Here is a 19,903-nt window from a genome sequence, read left to right on the forward strand (position 1 = left end):
GTTTATAGGTATGATTCGAACCTAGTCTACTACATGCTCAGTTGGCACTTTTACTTTTTGCTTAAAATATTCAAGTGTTTTCCGCAAACCCTGGGCACGATCCACCTTTGGCTCCCAACCCAGCACTTCTTTGGCTTTGCTGATGTCCGGCTGGCGCTTCTGCGGGTCGTCTGTCGGCAGCGGCTGGTACTCTACCTTGAGTTCCACACCGGTCAGCTTGCAGATTTCCTCGGCAAACTGCTTGATGGTGATCTCAGACGGGTTGCCAACGTTAACCGGATGCGGGTAGTCGCTCAGCAGCAGGCGGTAGATGCCTTCCACCAGGTCGTCTACGTAGCAGAAGGAGCGTGTCTGGCTACCGTCACCGAAAATGCTCAACGGCTCACCGCGCAGGGCCTGGCTCAGGAAAGCAGGCAGCACGCGGCCATCGTCCAGTCGCATGCGCGGACCGTAAGTGTTGAAGATACGCACGATGCGTGTCTCCAGACCGTGGTGCATGTGATAGGCCATGGTCATGGCCTCCTGGAAGCGCTTGGCCTCGTCATAACAGCCACGCGGCCCCACCGGGTTCACGTTGCCCCAGTAGTCCTCACTCTGCGGATGCACCAGCGGATCACCGTATACCTCCGAAGTGGAGGCGATGAGCATGCGGGCGCCCTTGGCCTTGGCCAGACCCAGCAGGTTGTGCGTACCCAATGATCCTACCTTCAGGGTCTGGATCGGAATCTTGAGGTAGTCGATCGGGCTTGCCGGCGAGGCAAAGTGCAGGATGTAGTCCAGCTCACCCGGCACGTGCACAAACTTGGACACGTCGTGGTGGTAGAACTCAAACTGCTCCAGCTTGAAAAGGTGCTCTATGTTCTCGAGGCTGCCTGTGATCAGGTTGTCCATCGCGATCACGTGGTAGCCCTCGGCTATGAATCTGTCGCACAGGTGGGAGCCAAGAAAGCCGGCTCCGCCCGTTACCAATACTTTTTTTCTGGCCATACTATACAGTTGCTTTAGTTTGCTGGGCCACCTGGGCCTGCTTGATGCCGATTCCGAAGTAGGTGAAACCCTTCTCCTCCATCTCCTTGGCGTCGTAGATGTTGCGGCCGTCAAAGACCACTTTGTCCTTCATCAGCTTGTTGACCACCGCGAAGTTCGGGGAGCGGAACTCAGGCCACTCGGTCACCAGCAGCAGCGCGTCGGCGTCGATCAGCGTTTCGTACTCGTCCTTGCCGTACTCGATGCGGTCGCCCAGCGAGTGCTTGGCCTCCTTCATGGCCACCGGGTCGTAGGCCTTCACCTTGGCGCCCTGCTCGAGCAGCTTCTCGATGATCACCAGCGACGGCGCCTCGCGCATGTCGTCGGTCTTCGGCTTGAAGGAGAGGCCCCACACGGCGAAGGTCTTGCCGGCCAGTTCGCCGCCGTAGTAGTTTGTTATCTTGTTGAAGAGAACCGACTTCTGCTTCTCGTTCACGTTCTCCACCGACTGGAGCACTTCCATCTGGTAGCCGTTCTCGGAGGCCGTCTTGATCAGGGCCTTCACGTCCTTAGGGAAGCACGAGCCGCCGTAGCCGATGCCCGGGTAGATGAACTTGTTGCCGATGCGGGCGTCAGAGCCGATGCCCTTGCGTACCATGTTCACGTCGGCGCCCATGATCTCGCACAGGTTGGCGATGTCGTTCATGAAACTGATCTTGGTGGCCAGCATGGCGTTGGCCGCGTACTTGGTCATCTCGGCAGACGGGATGTCCATGAAGATGAGCGGGTGCCCGTTCATCAGGAAGGGCTTGTAGAGCTTGGCCATCACCTGCTCGGCGCGCTCGGAGTCCACGCCCACCACGATGCGGTCGGGCTTGAGGAAGTCGTCGATGGCGGCCCCCTCCTTCAAAAATTCCGGGTTGGAGGCCACGTCGAAGGCGATGTCGGCGCCGCGGGCCTCAAGCTCCTCGCGGATGGCGTTGCGCACCTTGGCCGCCGTTCCCACCGGCACGGTGCTCTTGGTCACTACCACCAGGTAGTCGGTCATGGAGCGGCCGATCTCGCGGGCCACGGCCAGCACGTACTTCAGGTCGGCCGAGCCGTCCTCGCCCGGAGGCGTGCCCACGGCGATGAAGGCCACCTGGCAGCCCTGCACGCTGGTGGCCAGGTCGGTGGAGAAGGAGAGGCGCTCTTTCTGCGCGTTGCGCGTCACCATCTCCTCAAGGCCCGGCTCGTAAATCGGCAGGATGCCCTGCTTGAGGTTGTCTATCTTCTTCTGGTCGATGTCAATGCAGGTCACGTCAATGCCCACCTCGGCAAAGCAGGTGCCCGTCACCAGGCCCACGTAACCGGTGCCAACTACAGCTATTCTCATAGGTAAATATTATTAATGAAGTACAAACTTAGCGTTTTTAAAAAATTCAATATGACTTATCAATGAACCCGAAAGCACACCTTGTTACCTGCTCTAAAACCACCTCTCCTTAAAAGGGGAAAGCACTTAGTTAGAGCAATACGTCAATTAGTGCACCTACCGTCTGCCTTTTGATAAAAACAAATATGGCAGCACAGGGATGTTCCCCATGAAACACATACTATTAAAAGACAAAATTAAACATTTTTTTAGAAGGAGTTGAATCTGGTAACTTATGTTGGCATCTAAGCCTAACAGAGATCCTGATCACATTATTGTGCTTTTCCTCCAAAATGCCGCGAACCGGCGCCTTGTCTTACTTTGATCAGGACAAAAGAGTTGCGGCAAATCCTGAAAAATTAAAATAAATAGGCAGCACCGCTATACCTGCCCGACAGCCTGTGTTGCTATGATATTCTCAGTTATACCTACACCAAGGTACATTGCCCCACATTTAGATACATCGGATATATTTTTACTTTTCTTAACAACCTGAGTTGCAGTCTCAAGTATAGATAAGGGTAGTTAACACCCTGAGTCACCTATGAAACCAGACTGGCTGGACACCAAAGAATATCCCTTCAAATCCAAATTCCTGGAATTAGAAGCTGGCAAAATGCATTATATCGATGAAGGAGAGGGACATCCAATCGTTATGATCCATGGTACGCCCTCGTGGTCGTTTGCCTACCGAAACCTGATCAAGATACTCAGTAAAAAGTACCGTTGCGTCGCCTTGGACCTGATCGGCTTCGGCCTGTCAGATAAGCCCAAGGACTGGAGTTACAAGCCCAGAGCCCATGCCGCTAACTTTGAGCAATTGATGGAGCACCTCGGGCTTAGCAAAATCACCCTGCTTGTGCATGACTTTGGTGCACCAATCGGATTAGCCTATGCAATCAACCACCCTGACAGGGTCCACAACATCGTCATGCTCAACACCTGGACCTGGTCTCTGTCAAATCATCAGGTGTTCTCGAAAGCCAGTAAATACCTGGTGGGACCTTTAGGCAAGTTTCTACACTCTAAGTTAAACCTCACCACCGATCAGTTAGTGCACGAATTGTTCGGGCAGGAAAGCAAAATGCCTGAAAAGCTAAAGGAGCAATACACACGTGCACTAGGCGACCCGGATGATACGGTAAGTTCACTGGCCTGTGCCCGTGAACTGGTTGGGGTGAGCAAATGGTATGATGAACTCTGGAAAGAGCGTAAAAAGATTCAGGACATTCCAACTCTTATACTGTGGGGAGAGCGCGACAAACTTGTTAAGATCGACGCCCTGCAGCGCTGGAAAAAGTTTTTCCATGAGTGTTATGTGCTGCACTTTGAAGATAGCGGACACTTTCTGATGGAAGAGCATGCCGACGATGTGGCCCGGTATGTGAGCAACTTTATAAAAGAAGAAGTCAAGAAAAAGGAAAAGATATTACACAATAACCAAATTTAAAACTAGCGATTATGACGGAACCCGATAAAACCTTAAAAGAGGCCCTGTTTCGCAGTCACCAGGCGACAGAAAAGGCCAACCAAGCCCAAAGCGAGCTCTACAATATGAGTACAGGTGAGCAAAAGGGAGAGCAGGCTGATAATTCAGTGCCCAAATTACACGAGTCGCCACGTAACCTGCTGCAGTCATGGGATACCCTGCGACAAATGGATGAAGCCTTGGAAGACAAAAAGCCAGCAAATGATAAGAAATCCTGATATACACCAACGGTCAGGGTCTGCCCTGGCCTACTTTATATAAAAAAGCGGCAGCCATTATAGGACTGCCGCTTTCTTTTTCTAGAATATCTTACCCGGATTCAGGATGCCTTTCGGATCAAACAGCTGCTTTATACCCTGCATAAGCCGTAGTTGGGTATCGCTCAGGGCTATACCTATATAAGGACGCTGCACCAGACCAATGCCATGCTCACCTGATATAGTGCCCCCTAACGAAACACACAGCCTGAAAATCTCCTTTATACCTTCGGGTAACTTGTTATGCCAGTCATCATCTGACATGCTACCCTTTACGATGTTGATGTGCAGGTTGCCGTCGCCGGCATGCCCGTAACACACAGACTTAAACTTATACCTCTCTCCTATCTCTTTCACACCCCGAAGTAACACGGGTAGTTCTGCACGAGGCACAACAGTGTCTTCTTCCTTGTAAATAGAATTGCTTTTCACAGCATGCCCTACATTACGACGTAAGCGCCAGAGGTCCTCTTTCTGTTTTTCAGTATCGGCCACAAGAATATCACCCACATCAAAGGTCTCCAGCACTTCGTATACCCGCTCTGCATCTTTGTATAGCAAGTCCATGTCGTTGCCGTCAAGTTCGATGAGCAAGTGTGCCCGCTCATCGGCAGCCATGGGTACGTCCAGATCCATATAGCGACAAGTCCACTCAATGGCCTCTCGTTCCATAAACTCCAGTGCAGAGGGCACTATACCTGCTGTGAATATTCTGGACACGGCAGCGGCGGCTTCCTCTTCTTTTCTGAAAGGCACCAGCAGCACCAGGTTCTGGGTCGGGTAAGGTATAAGCCGGAATACGATCTTGGTGATGATACCCAGGGTACCTTCGCTTCCGACCATCAGCTGCGTCAGGTTGTAACCTGTAGCATTTTTGAGCACGTTGGCTCCGGTCCAGGTAATCTCACCTGTTGGCAGCACCACTTCCAGATTCAGTACATAATCTTTGGTGACACCATACTTAACAGCCCTTGGTCCTCCGGAAGACTCGCTCAGGTTACCTCCCAATTGGCAACTTCCGCGGCTGGAGGGGTCAGGTGGGTAAAAAAGGCCGCGGGCAATCGCAGCCTCCTGAAATACCTGGGTAATAACGCCCGGCTCCACGGTGGCTTGCAGATTGCGCTCATCAATAGTGACAATGGCATTGAGCCGCTCCATAGATAGCACTACACCACCATGTACAGCCAGCGCCCCGCCACTCAGACCTGTACCAGCCCCACGAGGGGTTACAGGTATACAGTTTTCGTGACATAGACGCATAATACGACTTATTTCTTCTGCGTTCTTAGGTTTGAGTACCACTTCGGGAAGGTAACGCAGATCCTCTGTTTCGTCGTGGGTATAACGCAGCATACCTTCCTGGTCAGCAGGGAGAATCACGTGCTGCTGCCCGACTATGGCGGTGAAAGCTTCCACCAAATTCGGGGTTATCTTGTTGAAATTCATTTTATATTAAATAGCTTATGCTTAATTTAGCAAGCCTGACAAATTTTTAGCCATTAGTTACCAAGTTACGCTTTGAGAACATCATTTACCAGTTACCTACTATTTATCTTTCTTATTGGGCTGATGGCCTCCTGCCAGTCAGTGAAGCCTACATTCAGTAAACGTGGCGACACTTACAAGTCTGCCAGAGAGATAGCCGAGGAAAAACGACAAGCCCGCAAAAGAGCCAAAATAGCCGCCCGTAATGGCGGTAAAGGCAATGTGGCCTCCAAGGACCGCACCAGTCGGACCAACGTTCCTAACCCGCGACGCCTCGACGAGCATGTGGCTACCGTCATACAGACAGCTCGCTCCTATACGGGCACTCCCTATAAATGGGGTGGCACCACACGGGTAGGTATGGACTGTTCCGGCCTGCTGTGCACGTCTTTCCAAAGCATTAACGTAAACTTGCCCCGCACATCTGAAGAGCAGAGCCGCTTTGGCAAAACCGTAAAGGTGAAAGAACTGAAAGAAGGGGACCTCGTGTTTTTCGGTGCAAACAAGTTTAGCCGGGAAATCACACACGTAGGTATGGTAACTGAGGTGATCAACGACAATGAGGTCAGATTCATACATGCCTCCACTTCTCTCGGAGTAATAGAAAACAACCTTAACGCTGACTACTGGCAAAAGATCTTTATCAAGGCGGTGCGGCCTTTTGATGAATAGCAGTTCTAATACCGCTATACATATTTTCACTGCAAGTCGAACCAAAGACCATTCAGTTTCGAGTGTAATTTCATGCCTTGCTGGTATTGATAACACTTACTGTAAAGAGGGTGGAATTCTATACATACAGGAAGCTGTTTGCCCCTGTGCTATACCTAGTATTTGCAGCACTATTTCTTAACACAAAAATTCAACTCAAAAAAGAGATAAATTACTCATACATACGTACTTATAAGAAGTTATATTTTTTCAATTTAGCTTATAAGTATTATGAGGACTATTTACACAAAGTTGCTTGTGACCTTCTTGCTGCTACTGAGCGGCCACTTTGCATGGGCACAGGGTACGACGACTGCAGCCATGAATGGTGTGGTGCAAGACCAGAGCGGCTCCCCTCTTCCAGGCGCAACGGTTATTGCCGTCCACACTCCCACTAACACACAGTATGTAGCCGCCACCAATGCAGAGGGTCGTTACAATATCCAAAACATGCGTGTCGGCGGCCCCTATACGGTCAGAACTTCCTATGTAGGTTACCAAGAGCAGCGATTTGAAAACATTAACCTGGCCCTGGGTCAAAACTTCAGATTGGACCTTACCATTTCTGAAAGCACGACTACTCTCGGTGAAGTACAGATTACCGCCACACAGGACAAAATCATCAACTCTGACAGAACGGGCGCTGCCACCAACGTATCAACAGAGCAGTTGGAATCGCTACCCACCATCTCCCGAAGCCTAAATGACTTTACCCGCATCACGCCACAGGCCTCCACTTCTGGTTCAGGTATTTCTTTTGCCGGACAGAATAACCGCTTCAACAACTTCTCGATAGACGGCACTGTCAACAATGACGTATTTGGTCTCTCAGCCAGTGGCACCAATGGCGGACAGACTGGCGTACAACCCATTTCACTGGATGCCATTGAAGCGATACAGGTCGTAATAGCCCCTTTTGATGTCAGACAGAGTGGTTTTACAGGGGGTGGTATCAACGCCATTACACGTAGTGGATCCAACCGATTCACAGGCTCAGCTTACTATTTTGGCAATAACGAAGGTCTGGTTGGCAAAAGTCCGGACGACGCCAGAACCAGACTACCTGATTTTACGGACTATCAGATGGGTTTGCGGCTTGGCGGCCCTATCATCCGGGATAAACTCTTTTTCTTTGTGAATGGTGAAAAAACGAAGAGAGTTGCTCCACTCCTGTTCGAGCCTGGAAGCGCCGGTTCTAACATTACGGTAGACGAAGCGAATCGCGTACTGAGTGTAGCCAATCGCCTGGGCTACGACCCGGGCAGTTTCAGGGGGATAGATGACGAAACGTTGAGTGACAAGATATTCGCCCGACTTGACTGGAACATCACCGACAACCACCAGCTTACACTCCGCCACAGCTACGTGTATGGTGAAAACCGCGATAACTCCCGTACCCCAAACGCTCTCCGATTTGCTAACAACGCCGAGTTTTTCCCCAGCACGACAAACTCCAGCGTACTGCAGTTGCGCAGCCAGTTTGGAGGGCAGTTCGCCAACGAGGCCCTGATCGGCTTCACCGCCGTGCGTGACGACCGCGACATCATCGGCGACCCATTTCCAAACGTACTGATTCGCCTGTCAGGTGGCAGAACGATCTCGCTGGGCAGTGAACCCTTCTCTGTGCAAAACCAACTGGATCAGGATGTACTGACAATCACCAACAACTTCAACGCTTTTTTAGGAAAGCACACCATCACGCTGGGTACCCACAACGAGTTTTACAAAACTTACAACTTGTTCATCAGGCAAGAGTTCGGTGCTTATGAATATAACTCCCTCGAGGCATTTGAAGCGATAGGCACACCCAATGAAGCAGCGCCAGGAGCCTTCTTCAGAAATTACTCTCGTACCGATAATCGGCAGCAGGGCGCGGAATTCTCGGCTTTTCAGCTTGGCTTCTATATACAAGATGAGTACGCCGTACGCAATAACCTTAAGGTAACAGCTGGTTTACGACTCGACATTCCTACATTTAATGACGAACCTGCCGCCAATCAGGAATTCAATGAAGCGTTTGCAAGCCGGGGCCTGGCCACAGACAAAACGCCGGGCGCTCAGTTTATGCTCTCTCCGCGGGTAGGTCTGAACTGGGATGTGATGGACGATGGTAACACACAAATTCGCGGTGGTGCTGGTATCTTCACAGGCCGTGCTCCGTTTGTATGGATTGCTAACCAGTATACCAATACCGGTCAACTGCTGGGCAGCTTGGCGCTCACCTCAGGTCCGTTGCTAGAGCAAATCCGCTTCAATCCGAACCCGAACGCACAACCCACCGCCACTTCAGTAGGACTTTCAGATAGAACGGCTGAGATCAATATCACAGATCCTGACTTCAAATTTCCACAACTCTTCCGGGTGAACGCCGCCATTGACCAAAGACTTCCTTTTGACATTGTGGCAACACTGGAAGGTATTTATTCAAAAAACCTGAATAACATCTATTATCAAAACCTGAACCTGGAGCAGACCGGTACCCTGACAGGCGCAGACAATCGCCCGGTGTTTGGCCGCATACAAGGCAATAATTTCCAGGATATCATATACCTGACCAACACCAGTCGTGGTTTTGGTTATAGCCTGACAGGTCAGTTGCAGAAAGCTTTTGTAGAGAATGGCATTTCTGGCTCATTGGCCTATACTTATTCCAGAGCGAAAGATGTCAACCCAGGTAACTCCAGCCAGGCACGTTCGAATTGGATAAACGTAAACCAGGTAGAAGGTCTGAATAATGTAACAGAAGCCTTTGCTGATAATGATGTGCGCTCCAGAATAGTGGCGGGCCTTACATACAACTTAAAATACCTTGGTTTCGCTGGCACAACCATCTCGGCATTCTACAACGGACAAACTGGTGTACCGCTCTCTTATATATATAATGGTGATGTGAACAATGATGCAGGCAGAACCAATGATCTGATCTACGTGCCAAGAGACCAGTCAGAAATCAATCTTGTACCTTTCAGAGACCGTGATGGCAATATCGTACCTGGCTCTGCGACACCGGATGAGCAATGGGCTGCGCTGGACGCCTTTATCAGCAGCAACGACTACCTGAGCGACCGACGAGGCCAATATGCGGAGCGGAATGGAGACCGGCTACCCTGGACAAATCAGATTGACCTGCGCGTTATGCAGGAATTCCGGGTAGGGCAAGGCAGCAATGATCACCGTTTACAGCTGACCCTCGATATTTTCAACTTCACTAATCTGCTCAATAAGGATTGGGGGCGGCAGTATACAGCCACCTTCAATGCCTTCCAAGCCATTGATTTTATAGGTTATGAGCCGGGTACTACCACACCCCGATTCAACTATACCGGCCGTGGCCTGACGGATGGAAATCCTTATTTTGTGAATGACTTTTCGTCACGCTGGAGAGCCCAGTTTGGCATCCGCTACATTTTCAATTGAATGTAAACTGTGTGCTAATTTAGTTGAGTGCCAAAAAGAAAGGCGGAGCCATATAGCTCCGCCTTTCTTTTTGGCACTCAGTGTTTAAACTAACAGTGTGTTCGCAATTTACTATAAATTTTCGATGCTAAAAAGCAAATAACATAAGACAAATTATTAATAATAATTTAATCTATAAGTAGTTGCATTTCGGATTATAGCCTCTAATTTTGCAAGCAAAAATCAATCAATCTTTTTATGAAAAAGTTATTACTATCAACACTGCTTTTGTTGCTGTGCGTGGTTACTATGCACGCTCAGGTGACAACAAGTAGTATTACCGGATCCGTAAAGGATTCAAAGGGTGAAGCTTTGATCGGGGCAACCGTAAGAGCAACACACGGTCCTTCTGGCACCACATACGGTGGTGTGACGAACGTTGAGGGTCGCTTTAACGTTCCTAACGCTCGTGTTGGTGGTCCTTATACCATCGAAGTAAGCTACATTGGTTACGAGCCAAAAGTTTACAGCAACATTTCATTGAGCCTGGGTGTTCCTTACCAGCTTGATGCTACTATGTCTGACTCAGGTCAGCAACTGCAGGAAGTAATTGTAAGCACTGACCGTTCGTCTGTGTTCAACGCCAACAAAACAGGTGCCGCTACTAACGTAGGAATACAGCAGCTGGAGAAACTTCCTACTATTAACAGAAGTGTTACAGACTTTACTCGTCTGACTCCACAGGCCAACGGTAACGGCTTTGCCGGTCGTGATGGTCGTTTCAACAACCTTCAGGTAGACGGTGCTAACTTCAACAACGGCTTTGGTCTTAGCTCTAACCCACTTCCTGGTGGTAACTCTCAGCCTATCTCTCTTGACGCGATCGAAGAGGTACAGGTTAATATCGCTCCTTACGACGTACGTCAGTCAGGCTTTACCGGTGCTGGCATCAACGCTGTAACACGTAGCGGTACAAACGAATTCTCTGGTTCTGCTTACACATTCTACAGAAACCAGGACTTCAACGGTAGAAAAGTTGGTGACAACGAACTGCCTGAGCAGACTGAAAGAAAGAACCAAATCTTCGGTGCCCGTTTAGGCGGTGCGATCATCAAAAACAAATTGTTCTTCTTCGCAAACTTCGAGCACGAAAACGAAACTTACCCTGGTGTAAACTGGGTAGCTTCTCGCCCAGGCCTTACTGGTCCTAACGTGTCAAGAACTACTGCAGCAGACTTAGAGCGCGTTCGTCAGCACTTGATCAACACTTACGGTTACGACCCAGGTGCTTATGAGAACTATGCCAACGAGTTCAACAACAAAAACACAAAATTCTTGACGCGTATCGACTGGAACATCAGCGACATGCACAAGTTTACACTTCGTTACAACCAGGTAGTAGGTACCAGCGACCAGACTGTAAACGCCAGCTCTGCTCCAAACCCACGTGCCAGCTCTGCCCGTATCGGCCAGAACGCACTTTCTTTCGCAGGTTCTAACTACGGTTTCGAAAACTCAGTACGTTCAGTAACAGCTGAATTGAACAGCACACTATCTTCTGTGCTTTCTAACCAGTTCCTGGCTACTTACAGCCGCATTCAGGACACACGTACTTCTCCAAGCAGCCCTTTCCCATTTGTTGACATCTGGAAAGACGGTGACCAATACATGAACTTTGGTTACGAACTTTTCTCTTGGGAGAATGATGTAATCAACAACAACTACTCGTTCATCAACAACGTTTCGTTACTTGCTGGAAAGCATAACCTGACTGGTGGCGCTAGCTTCGAGATTCAGAACTTCGGTAACAGCTTCCAGCGCTACGGTACTTCTTACTACCGTTATGCTTCTGTTGATGACTTCATCAACGATGCACGTCCTATTCAGTTTGGTCTGACTTACCCTTACGAAGGTCAGGATCCATATTCCCGCATCAATTTCGGTATGGCTGGTCTGTATGTACAAGATAGATTCGCTGCAACTGACCGTCTTAACCTGACAATGGGTTTACGTGCTGAGTTGCCTATCTATATGAACGATCTGACAGCCAACCCATCTATCGATAACATGACACTTCTTGATCCGGATGGCAACGAAACTACTTACTCTAGCGGTGAGTGGCCAAAGTCAAGAGTTCTGTTGTCGCCACGTATCGGCTTTAACTTAGACCTTCTGGAAGACCGCTCACTGTCACTTCGTGGTGGTACAGGTATCTTCTCTGGTCGTGTTCCTTTCGTATGGTTAACCAACATGCCAACTGGTGCTGGTGTAATCCAGAACGTAGTTGACGGTGTTGGCGCTAGCACACTTGACGTAATCAGATTCCAGCCTGATCGTTACTACTGGTTAGAAAACGGTCCTTCTAATGTATTCATCCGTCAGCCAAATGCTGGTGCTCCTGGTAGCTTTGCCCTTGTTGACCGTAACTTCAAAATGCCACAGGTATGGAGAAGCAGCTTGGGTGCTGATTACACGATTGCTGGTACACCGCTCGTAGCTACTGCTGACCTCTTGTTCACCAAAGACCTGGTAGGTGTATACCAGTTCAACGCGAACAGAAAGCCTGCTACAATGCAACTGAACAACAACGGTGATAACCGTGACTTCTGGAACGGTTCATCTAACGCGCAGTACGTGTCAGGTACTCGTGAAGCAGTGATTCTAACGAACAACGATAAAGGTCACTCACTGTCTGCCACTGCTGGTTTGACTCTTCCTTCTAGAAGCGGTTTCTTTGGTTCCGTGTTCTATACCTTCACTGAAGCAAAAGACGTAACTGGTAACCCAGGTTCTAGCGCAGGTTCTGCCTGGTCAAACAACTACTCTATCAACGATCCAAACGAACTGTTGATGGGTATCTCTCAGTACTCAATTCCTCACCGTGTAGTAGCGAACGCTTCTTACCGTCTGGAGTACGCTAACCGTCTTGCAACTACAGTATCCCTGTTCTACCAAGGTTCTTCTCAGGGTCGCTTCTCTTACATCTATAACGGTGACGTAAACAGAGATGGTGTTAGCAGTGACCTGCTTTGGATCCCAACTAACTCTGCTGAAATGAACTTCGCTCCTATCATGAACAATGGTCAGGTACAGTTCACTGCTGAGCAACAGCGTCAGGCTTTCGATACATTCGTAGCCAACCAAGGTTTGAAGAGAGGTGCTTACGCTGAGCGTAACAGCGGTTTGATGCCATGGTTCAACCAGTTTGACTTCAGATTGCTTCAGGACATCTTCGGCAACGTAGGTGGCAAGCGCAATACACTGCAGCTGAGCGTTGACGTTAACAACATCGGTAACATGCTGAACTCTGCATGGGGTGTAAGACAGCAACTGAACGGTGGTTCTAACTTCCACTACCAGCTGTTGAGAGTAGCTTCAGTTTCTGCTACCGGCGTACCTACTTACAACATGATCACAGTACGTGACAACGATGGCAACAATTTCTTGCCAGACTCTCCTTACCGTGAGAACTTCAGCTTAGCTAGTACTTGGAGCATGCAGCTTGGTCTGCGTTATATCTTCAACTAAGCAGAAATAACCTATACAGCAAAAAGGCGGGACAAATGTCCCGCCTTTTTTATTTTCAAAATGTGACGCTTCAGTTTTTGCATATTCGAAATTTGTTCTAATTTTGTGACACTCAAACGGGGGATTAGCTCAGCTGGCTAGAGCGCTTGCATGGCATGCAAGAGGTCATCGGTTCGACTCCGATATTCTCCACACTGATAAAAAAGCCCTTACGCTAAAACGTAAGGGCTTTTGTGTTTAGGGGGATACACAGTATTACACACAACTCCCTCAGTTTATTCCACGCCTCCTCCTTTCAGCCTATACTGTTACCTCATTTAAAGCATTTGAACAGGCCTGCAGCCCCACGCTTAGGTATACCGATAAAAAGCCAAGGTTAGAAACTCAGGAGAGTAGACCAGTGATTAGACTTAAGGAATTTCAGGTATAGCGAGTAGAGGAGTAAGCTTGCTTTATGCTTTGCTATACCTATTCCTAATTTGCTACCCAACACACCGGGGCCAATAATATACTAAGACAGGTAATATCAACTTCTTATTAAGACTAACTCTGAAGGTTAAGCTAGATCAGAAATAATACCCGGAAAGCTTATCAAAGTATTCTTTAAATTTCTTCTCGGTGTGTGTCAGGTCGGACATATCCACAAACAGGGATGGAGAAAATAAGCTCTCACCCTCCTTTTGGGTACCTAGTTCATAGGCAATCTGTTCAAACGGATGCTTGATGACATTCTGTTTTACTCTGTACCCGAACCTGCCAACAGGACTTGGCCCTTTCCCGATTTTCTTGGTGTAAGATAAGGCTAATAGGTATTCGAACATGTCGAACAGATTCTCATAATCCTTGCTGTGTGGCAAGAAGTTGTCGAAGAGCGGCTTCAGTTCTGAAAACAGCAACTCAGACATAGGAACAAGCTGCCTGTTTCCCAAAGCCTCCCGCAGTGTATTATGATCTAATATTTTAGTGACGTTCACATAGTCCAGGATCGGGGCGTCTCCATACCTTAAATGTGAGGTCATGGAAAACATCTTGGATAGCAGCCTGTAGTCCTTCTTCATGATACTGGCCAGACCGATGCTGTAAAGGAAGATAAGCCCGGGCAAGGTCTCTAGATCAAGCCAGACACTCCCTCCTCCTTCTCTTTCTTTGGCAGATGTAAAATAGGCTAAACTATTGAGCCAAATTGAATGATGTTGCTCTTTGCCCCAATAAACACCATTCACAAACAAACCGCACAATGTATTGCAGTGCTGGAAATAGTGATCTACCCGCTTTTTAATCTCCTCTTTGGTTGGTGTACCATCAACAGATAGCGCATTGAAGTCCAGATTCACCCGGTTAACCTCTCCTCTTATCAGGTCATGAAGCGGTATGATCTGATCATCCTGTACAATATACTTCTTCAGTTTTGATACTGCGATCTGTGAGGTTGAAAGGTTTACAGCGTTCGTGCTCTCGAGTACTTCTACATGATCATGCAGCTCTTTGAAGAAGGAATCAGCATTGGTGATGCTTACAGTTTTGCCTCTCCTGATGTAGGCCAGTTCTTCGAGCTCATTACCAAGCTTATCCAGGTATGTAAAGTAGTTCGAAAACCTAAACTTATTCGATGTTTCCAGAGCTTCTTTCAGCACACTATCTTTTGCAGCAGACCATCCGCAGGTGATCAAGCCAAAGTTATCCGCTACATAGCGCAACAGCTCCGTGAGCCTTTCTTCGTACTTGTCTGCTTCACTCTTTACATTCAAAAAGCTGGAGTCAATATAATCCCCGTTGACCTTAATGACGGTGACTTTAGAGTGAACGATCGGAAGGGAATTGACAATGTGACCGGGACAGCTAATTACGACAGGCTCTATACCTATACATCTTAATGCATTTTCTACTAACCTGTCGAGGGTGGTCGTGATGATGACGCGTATGTAGCCTTTGCTAACCAACCGGGCAATTACCTGATGCGCAAGTGTCGGTCTCTTAAGTCCTTCTTCCCGCTCAGCTTCATTTGCCTCAAAGTATCTGCGTAATAGGTTTTGTCGCTCTGTTTCAGTGTTCGTAAGCGGTTCCAACAGGTTTGCATAGCCAGGCTTTTCCCCAAACCGCTCCAAAAACCATTCTTCGGGATTCGGTCCGCACTTCGCATTTTCAAGAATTGCAATCTGACGAATCAGGTCGAAAGCTATTTCCTTACCACTAGGTATACCGGCGCTACCGGAAACTCCAGAGCCTAATAAAAGCGCAAAAGCACCTTTGTTATTGAAAATTGAATGAGATACCGACGTTACTTGGGCATTCATAATGCGTGTTGCTTCTATACCGGTACAATATATAGATTATTTTATACTAAAGCCACGCATTTTTTCTCATTTTATAAGCTTTTTGAGTTTCTTTTGCCGAAACTACTTTGAACTTAAAAATTGACCTCACACAATTCTTATTTTTAATGGAATTAATGTACCGATTTTTGCAGTTAGCCTAAGCCCTAAAGTCATTCGGCATAACAGTATACAGGTATAGCCAATGGCATGTAAAGCAAAGTTTATCAATATGATAGCGAACCATATCAAGCAATTAATACCATAAGTCGCTTTGCCCTTTAAACAGCACTGTTTTGTACCGTTTTAACTTCGCCAGCTATCTATGAGAGTGCCAAATATTCCGGAACAAGCCCCCCTTCCGGACGTACCATATAGGATGCAACGCTTAAAGAAGGGAGGATCTATGCCATTTAATTTTGAAGACAACATTAAGAATGCAACCGTACTGCTGCAGGATGTAGCGACAGAACTGCAGACCGAGGACCTCAACAAAGCCGGCCGCATCTTCAGGGCTGTGCTGCAATCTATACGTGACAGATTGCCCGTGAATGATGCTATACAATTTGCCGCTCAACTACCCATTTTCTGGAAAGGCATCTACTTTGACCAGTATGATCCATCTAAAGTACCTGTGACCATTCGCAATGCAAATGACTGGATCAATTACATCCGCAACAAGAATGCTTTTGCCGCTAACAATGACTTTCAACAAGACGATGAAATCACAGCTGCTTTCCGGGCTGTATTCCAGGCACTGCAGCGCACCATGACCGACGGACAACTACAGAAAGTGAAACAATCACTTAACGAGGACATCCAGGAACTACTGGCTGCCTGATGAAAAAAGCTGCGCCGCCTGTTGCCTTGTGCAACAGGCGGCGCAGCTCTAAGAAGTTTACTGTACCCGCTACACAAACAGTCCTTCCACAGACAAGTATCGCTCGCCGGTGTCGTAGCAAAAGGTGAGCACCCGGGCACCATCCGGAATTTCTTCGTCCAGTTTCTGCTGCACCGCTGCCAATGAGGCGCCTGATGATACGCCCACAAATATACCTTCTTCCATGGCAGCTCTCCGGGCAAAGTCATAAGCATCGTCAGCAGCCACTGTTACCACCCCATCCATCAGGCTGGTATCCATTATACCTGGTACAAAACCGGCGCCTATACCTTGAATCGGGTGTGGGCCGGGTTGTCCACCGCTTAGCACCGGTGAGGCGGCAGGCTCTACAGCGTATACCTTCAGGTTCGGAAAGTGGCGCTTCAGCACTTTGGCTACTCCTGTAATATGCCCTCCAGTTCCTACCCCTGTGATCATGTAATCAAAGCCTTCCGGGAAGTCAGCCAGAATTTCCTGGGCCGTGGTTTCGATGTGCACCTGCGTATTGGCCTCGTTGTCAAACTGCATCGGCATCCAGGAATGTTCGTGCTCATCAAGCATTTCACGGGCTCTTTCAATGGCGCCCTTCATGCCCTTTTCACGCGGCGTCAATTCCAGTTTGGCTCCGTAGGCCGCCATTAGTCTGCGTCGCTCAATCGACATAGACTCGGGCATTACCAGAATCAAAGGATAGCCTTTCACAGCAGCAACCATCGCCAACCCGACACCTGTATTACCCGAAGTAGGCTCAATGATCACACTCTCTTTTTTAAGGATACCCTTCGTCTCAGCGTCTTCGATCATTGCCAGAGCGATGCGGTCCTTGATGCTGCCACCGGGATTGGCGCGCTCCAGCTTCATCCACACTTCTGCTTTGTCTTTGAACAGACGGTTGATTCTCACATGGGGAGTCTTCCCTATGGTTTCTAGTATGCTATGCGCTTTCATATATGTATCTTTTTTAAATTGAAAAATTTAGAACATCAGCTCTATCTTCATAATAACTCACTTTGATCTGCGGGCGATGATATACCCTGGCAAACGGGGGCACACTTTCGGTTAACCACACATTCCCCCCTATGATGCTGTTATGGCCTACTTCTGTTTTTCCGCCCAGTATCGTGGCTCCGGCATAGATGATCACATTGTCCTGTATGGTAGGGTGCCGCTTCAGGTTTGCCATTGTCTTTTCTACGCTTAGCGCTCCCAAGGTTACACCCTGGTATATCTTCACATTGTTTCCGATGTCGGCTGTCTCTCCAATCACAACGCCAGTGCCATGGTCTATGCAGAAGCGGGCTCCAATATTGGCTTTTGGGTGAATGTCTATACCTGTTTTGGCATGCGCATAGGCTGTAAGTACGCGTGGCAGCAAAGGCACTCCCATACGGCAGAACTGATGCGAGAGCCTGTATACAGCAACAGCAAAGAAACCGGGATAAGTCCGGATCACTTCGTCTATGTTCACAGCGGCAGGGTCTCCCGCTTCAATGGCGGCGGCATCGGCATTGAGCTGGCGCTGCAGATCTGGCAAAGCTTCAAAATAAGCGTCTGCTATTTCATAAGGTTTAGCAGGCAGCCGCTCTTCTATTCTGAATAGAATCTTCTCCAGATCAGAGCGCAACAGCATGGCATACGCCTCAATTTCTGAGCGGGAACCAAAAGAGCGCTCAGAGAGTGAAGGAAACAGCAATTGCAGCAAACCATCCAGAAAAGCGCAGCTCATGGAGTGTGGCACCACATGCCGGGACTTCTGGTGCAAAGCTGTCAAGTGATCTATAAAAGCCTGGCTCATTGCTGTCATAATACTGGAGGAACTACTCTACTAAGCTAAAGTTTAACTGAAGTGTATACAATAGATAACTATACGGACGCCCCATGGGCTATGTCTATGTATGACCGGAAATAATGGTGGGGACACCTGGCCTATCAATCCGCCTGGTCAGGGAAAGTCAAGTATGCAGAATACCGCTACTTGGGATTTTTGACTACAAAGTTGAGGTATAAGAATCCGAGCAAGGCAAAAGCTCCTCCTGTCCAGAACACCAGGCTGAACTTGCTGGGATCGTTGGAGTAGATCCAGCCAGAGGCCAGCGCACCAAACCCTATACCTGCCTCTAAGGCGATGTACATGGTAGCCATAGCCCGGCCACGGTGCTCCGGGTGACTCAGGTCAATGGTCCACGCAAAAACAGTTGGAGAATTCATGCCCACAGCTACGCCGAAAACAGCCGCAGCAAGCAGCAGTTCTGTCGCCGTACTGGCCCAGCCGATCAGGCCCATTGCCACGACCAGTAAGGCCGAGCTAATCTTAAGCACCCGAATGCGGCCGTACTTATCAGAGGCTCTGCCGGCCAGAAAACGGATAGCCAGTGAAGAGAGTGTAAAGCTGGTAAAGAAGAGTCCTTTGTTTTGAATGCCCAGGTGCTCACTGAAATCAGGAACGATTGTCAGGATGATTCCAAAGGAAACCACAGTGAGCATCATAACAATGGATGGATCCAGCACGCGCGGTTCAAATATCTCTTTGCGGGAAACTTTGAGCAATCCCATTCGGAAGCGATTTGGATTGTCCAGTGTTTCGTGCATGCGGGCTACAACAGCAACTGACAGGAAGGCGGCTGCCGAAGATGAGTAGAACATGGCATCGAGAGAGAAGTTATTGGCGATAGCGGCTCCCATCGCTGGTCCTGCCGCCATACCTAGACTGCCTGCTAAGCCGAGCAGACCGGTTGCCTCTCCCCTCCGCTCCATAGGTATAATGTCCGCCACATAAGCGGCCGTGCCGGTAGGTGTAAACCCAGTTGAGAAACCATGCACAAGACGCAGCAGCAGGAACGCTGCCACCGTGCCAGTGATAGGGTATAGGAAGCCACACAAAATACAGACAGCCCCTCCGATCAGCATGACAGGTATACGCCCCATCTTGTCAGCCAATTGCCCACTGAAAGGCCTTGACAAACCAGCCGTTAAAGTAAACAGAGAAATGATCAGTCCTTTGTACTCAGCACCGCCCAGCTGCGTGATATAGTTCGGCAGCTCCGGGATAATCATATTGAAACTCGCAAAGAAGAGAAAAGAGCTCAGGCACAGCAATCCAAATTGAAGTCCATACACACGTGTTTTCAGCTCGGCCATAATCAGGTTAAAGCCGCAAGTTCCGAAAACAATCGCTTCCAAACTATAGCCTAAGCAAGCTGCTCTGATACGTGCAGCTTATTGATGAGCAAATCATCTGTAACTGAGCAAGATTCTGTGGCATAAAAAAAGCAACCCCGGGGCTGCTTAAGTCTTTCTTCAAGAGTTAATCCGTATATTAATCAAAGCTCGGACAGCCCTTCCTGTTACGCTTTTTCTTTACCAAGCCATCTTTGTTGTACACTGAAGACTTAAACGAAATGAAATCGGCCGTTTTCTTACCAGATACTGCTTGCCTCTTATTCTTAGTTGATTTTTCGTTTTTAG

Annotated in this window: 13 protein-coding genes and 1 tRNA gene; 7 read left to right on the forward strand and 7 right to left on the reverse strand. The window is 48.6% G+C overall.

Translation table 11 applies throughout. The features are described 5' to 3' along the window. Positions 1 to 21: 21 nt before the first annotated feature. Both AC5FX6_RS11865 and AC5FX6_RS11870 read right to left on the reverse strand, forming a co-directional pair. On the reverse strand, positions 22 to 987 hold the full coding sequence (locus AC5FX6_RS11865) for a UDP-glucuronic acid decarboxylase family protein (RefSeq protein ID WP_493597267.1): 966 nt from the start codon (positions 985 to 987) through the stop codon (positions 22 to 24). Between the two features lies 1 nt (position 988). Next, positions 989 to 2,341: a UDP-glucose dehydrogenase family protein gene (locus AC5FX6_RS11870; RefSeq protein ID WP_493597268.1), complete on the reverse strand. Its 1,353-nt coding sequence runs from the start codon at positions 2,339 to 2,341 to the stop codon at positions 989 to 991. Positions 2,342 to 2,924: 583 nt separating this feature from the next. Between AC5FX6_RS11870 and AC5FX6_RS11875 the strand changes: the two genes are divergently transcribed. Both AC5FX6_RS11875 and AC5FX6_RS11880 read left to right on the forward strand, forming a co-directional pair. Continuing rightward, on the forward strand, positions 2,925 to 3,830 hold the full coding sequence (locus AC5FX6_RS11875) for an alpha/beta fold hydrolase (RefSeq protein WP_493597269.1): 906 nt from the start codon (positions 2,925 to 2,927) through the stop codon (positions 3,828 to 3,830). Between the two features lie 11 nt (positions 3,831 to 3,841). Then, positions 3,842 to 4,087 carry a hypothetical protein gene (locus tag AC5FX6_RS11880; protein ID WP_493597270.1) on the forward strand — a complete coding sequence of 82 codons (246 nt, stop codon included), beginning with the start codon at positions 3,842 to 3,844 and terminating at the stop codon, positions 4,085 to 4,087. An 81-nt stretch (positions 4,088 to 4,168) separates the two neighbouring features. Here the strand turns inward: AC5FX6_RS11880 and AC5FX6_RS11885 are convergent, their stop codons facing one another. After that, positions 4,169 to 5,572, reverse strand: a complete 1,404-nt coding sequence (locus tag AC5FX6_RS11885; RefSeq protein ID WP_493597271.1) for an FAD-binding oxidoreductase — start codon at positions 5,570 to 5,572, stop codon at positions 4,169 to 4,171. A gap of 72 nt (positions 5,573 to 5,644) precedes the next feature. Between AC5FX6_RS11885 and AC5FX6_RS11890 the strand changes: the two genes are divergently transcribed. The 4 genes from AC5FX6_RS11890 (at position 5,645) to AC5FX6_RS11905 (ending at position 13,438) form a co-directional block, all read left to right on the forward strand. Further along, positions 5,645 to 6,283: a C40 family peptidase gene (locus AC5FX6_RS11890; RefSeq protein WP_493597272.1), complete on the forward strand. Its 639-nt coding sequence runs from the start codon at positions 5,645 to 5,647 to the stop codon at positions 6,281 to 6,283. Positions 6,284 to 6,553: 270 nt separating this feature from the next. After that, positions 6,554 to 9,739, forward strand: a complete 3,186-nt coding sequence (locus AC5FX6_RS11895) for a TonB-dependent receptor (protein WP_493597273.1) — start codon at positions 6,554 to 6,556, stop codon at positions 9,737 to 9,739. Positions 9,740 to 9,976: 237 nt separating this feature from the next. Then, positions 9,977 to 13,246: a TonB-dependent receptor gene (locus tag AC5FX6_RS11900; RefSeq protein ID WP_493597274.1), complete on the forward strand. Its 3,270-nt coding sequence runs from the start codon at positions 9,977 to 9,979 to the stop codon at positions 13,244 to 13,246. A gap of 118 nt (positions 13,247 to 13,364) precedes the next feature. Then, a tRNA-Ala gene (locus AC5FX6_RS11905) sits at positions 13,365 to 13,438 on the forward strand. A 374-nt stretch (positions 13,439 to 13,812) separates the two neighbouring features. Here the strand turns inward: AC5FX6_RS11905 and AC5FX6_RS11910 are convergent. Beyond that, positions 13,813 to 15,540: an SIR2 family protein gene (locus AC5FX6_RS11910; protein ID WP_493597275.1), complete on the reverse strand. Its 1,728-nt coding sequence runs from the start codon at positions 15,538 to 15,540 to the stop codon at positions 13,813 to 13,815. Between the two features lie 424 nt (positions 15,541 to 15,964). Between AC5FX6_RS11910 and AC5FX6_RS11915 the strand changes: the two genes are divergently transcribed. Then, positions 15,965 to 16,399: a DUF2267 domain-containing protein gene (locus tag AC5FX6_RS11915; RefSeq protein ID WP_493597276.1), complete on the forward strand. Its 435-nt coding sequence runs from the start codon at positions 15,965 to 15,967 to the stop codon at positions 16,397 to 16,399. Between the two features lie 69 nt (positions 16,400 to 16,468). Here AC5FX6_RS11915 and cysK read toward each other — a convergent pair whose 3' ends face one another. The 3 genes from cysK to AC5FX6_RS11930 all read right to left on the reverse strand — a co-directional run bounded on the left by cysK (position 16,469) and on the right by AC5FX6_RS11930 (position 19,576). After that, entirely contained in the window at positions 16,469 to 17,386 is a 918-nt protein-coding gene (gene cysK / locus AC5FX6_RS11920) for a cysteine synthase A (RefSeq protein ID WP_493597277.1), read from the reverse strand. 13 nt (positions 17,387 to 17,399) lie between these two features. Beyond that, positions 17,400 to 18,242 (reverse strand): serine O-acetyltransferase, encoded by an 843-nt coding sequence (locus AC5FX6_RS11925; protein ID WP_493597278.1) that lies wholly within the window; start codon positions 18,240 to 18,242, stop codon positions 17,400 to 17,402. 167 nt (positions 18,243 to 18,409) lie between these two features. After that, complete coding sequence (locus tag AC5FX6_RS11930) at positions 18,410 to 19,576, reverse strand: MFS transporter (RefSeq protein WP_493597279.1); 1,167 nt, start codon at positions 19,574 to 19,576, stop codon at positions 18,410 to 18,412. Positions 19,577 to 19,903 lie beyond the last annotated feature (327 nt).

This window comes from Pontibacter sp. LHS2, assembly GCF_058932845.1.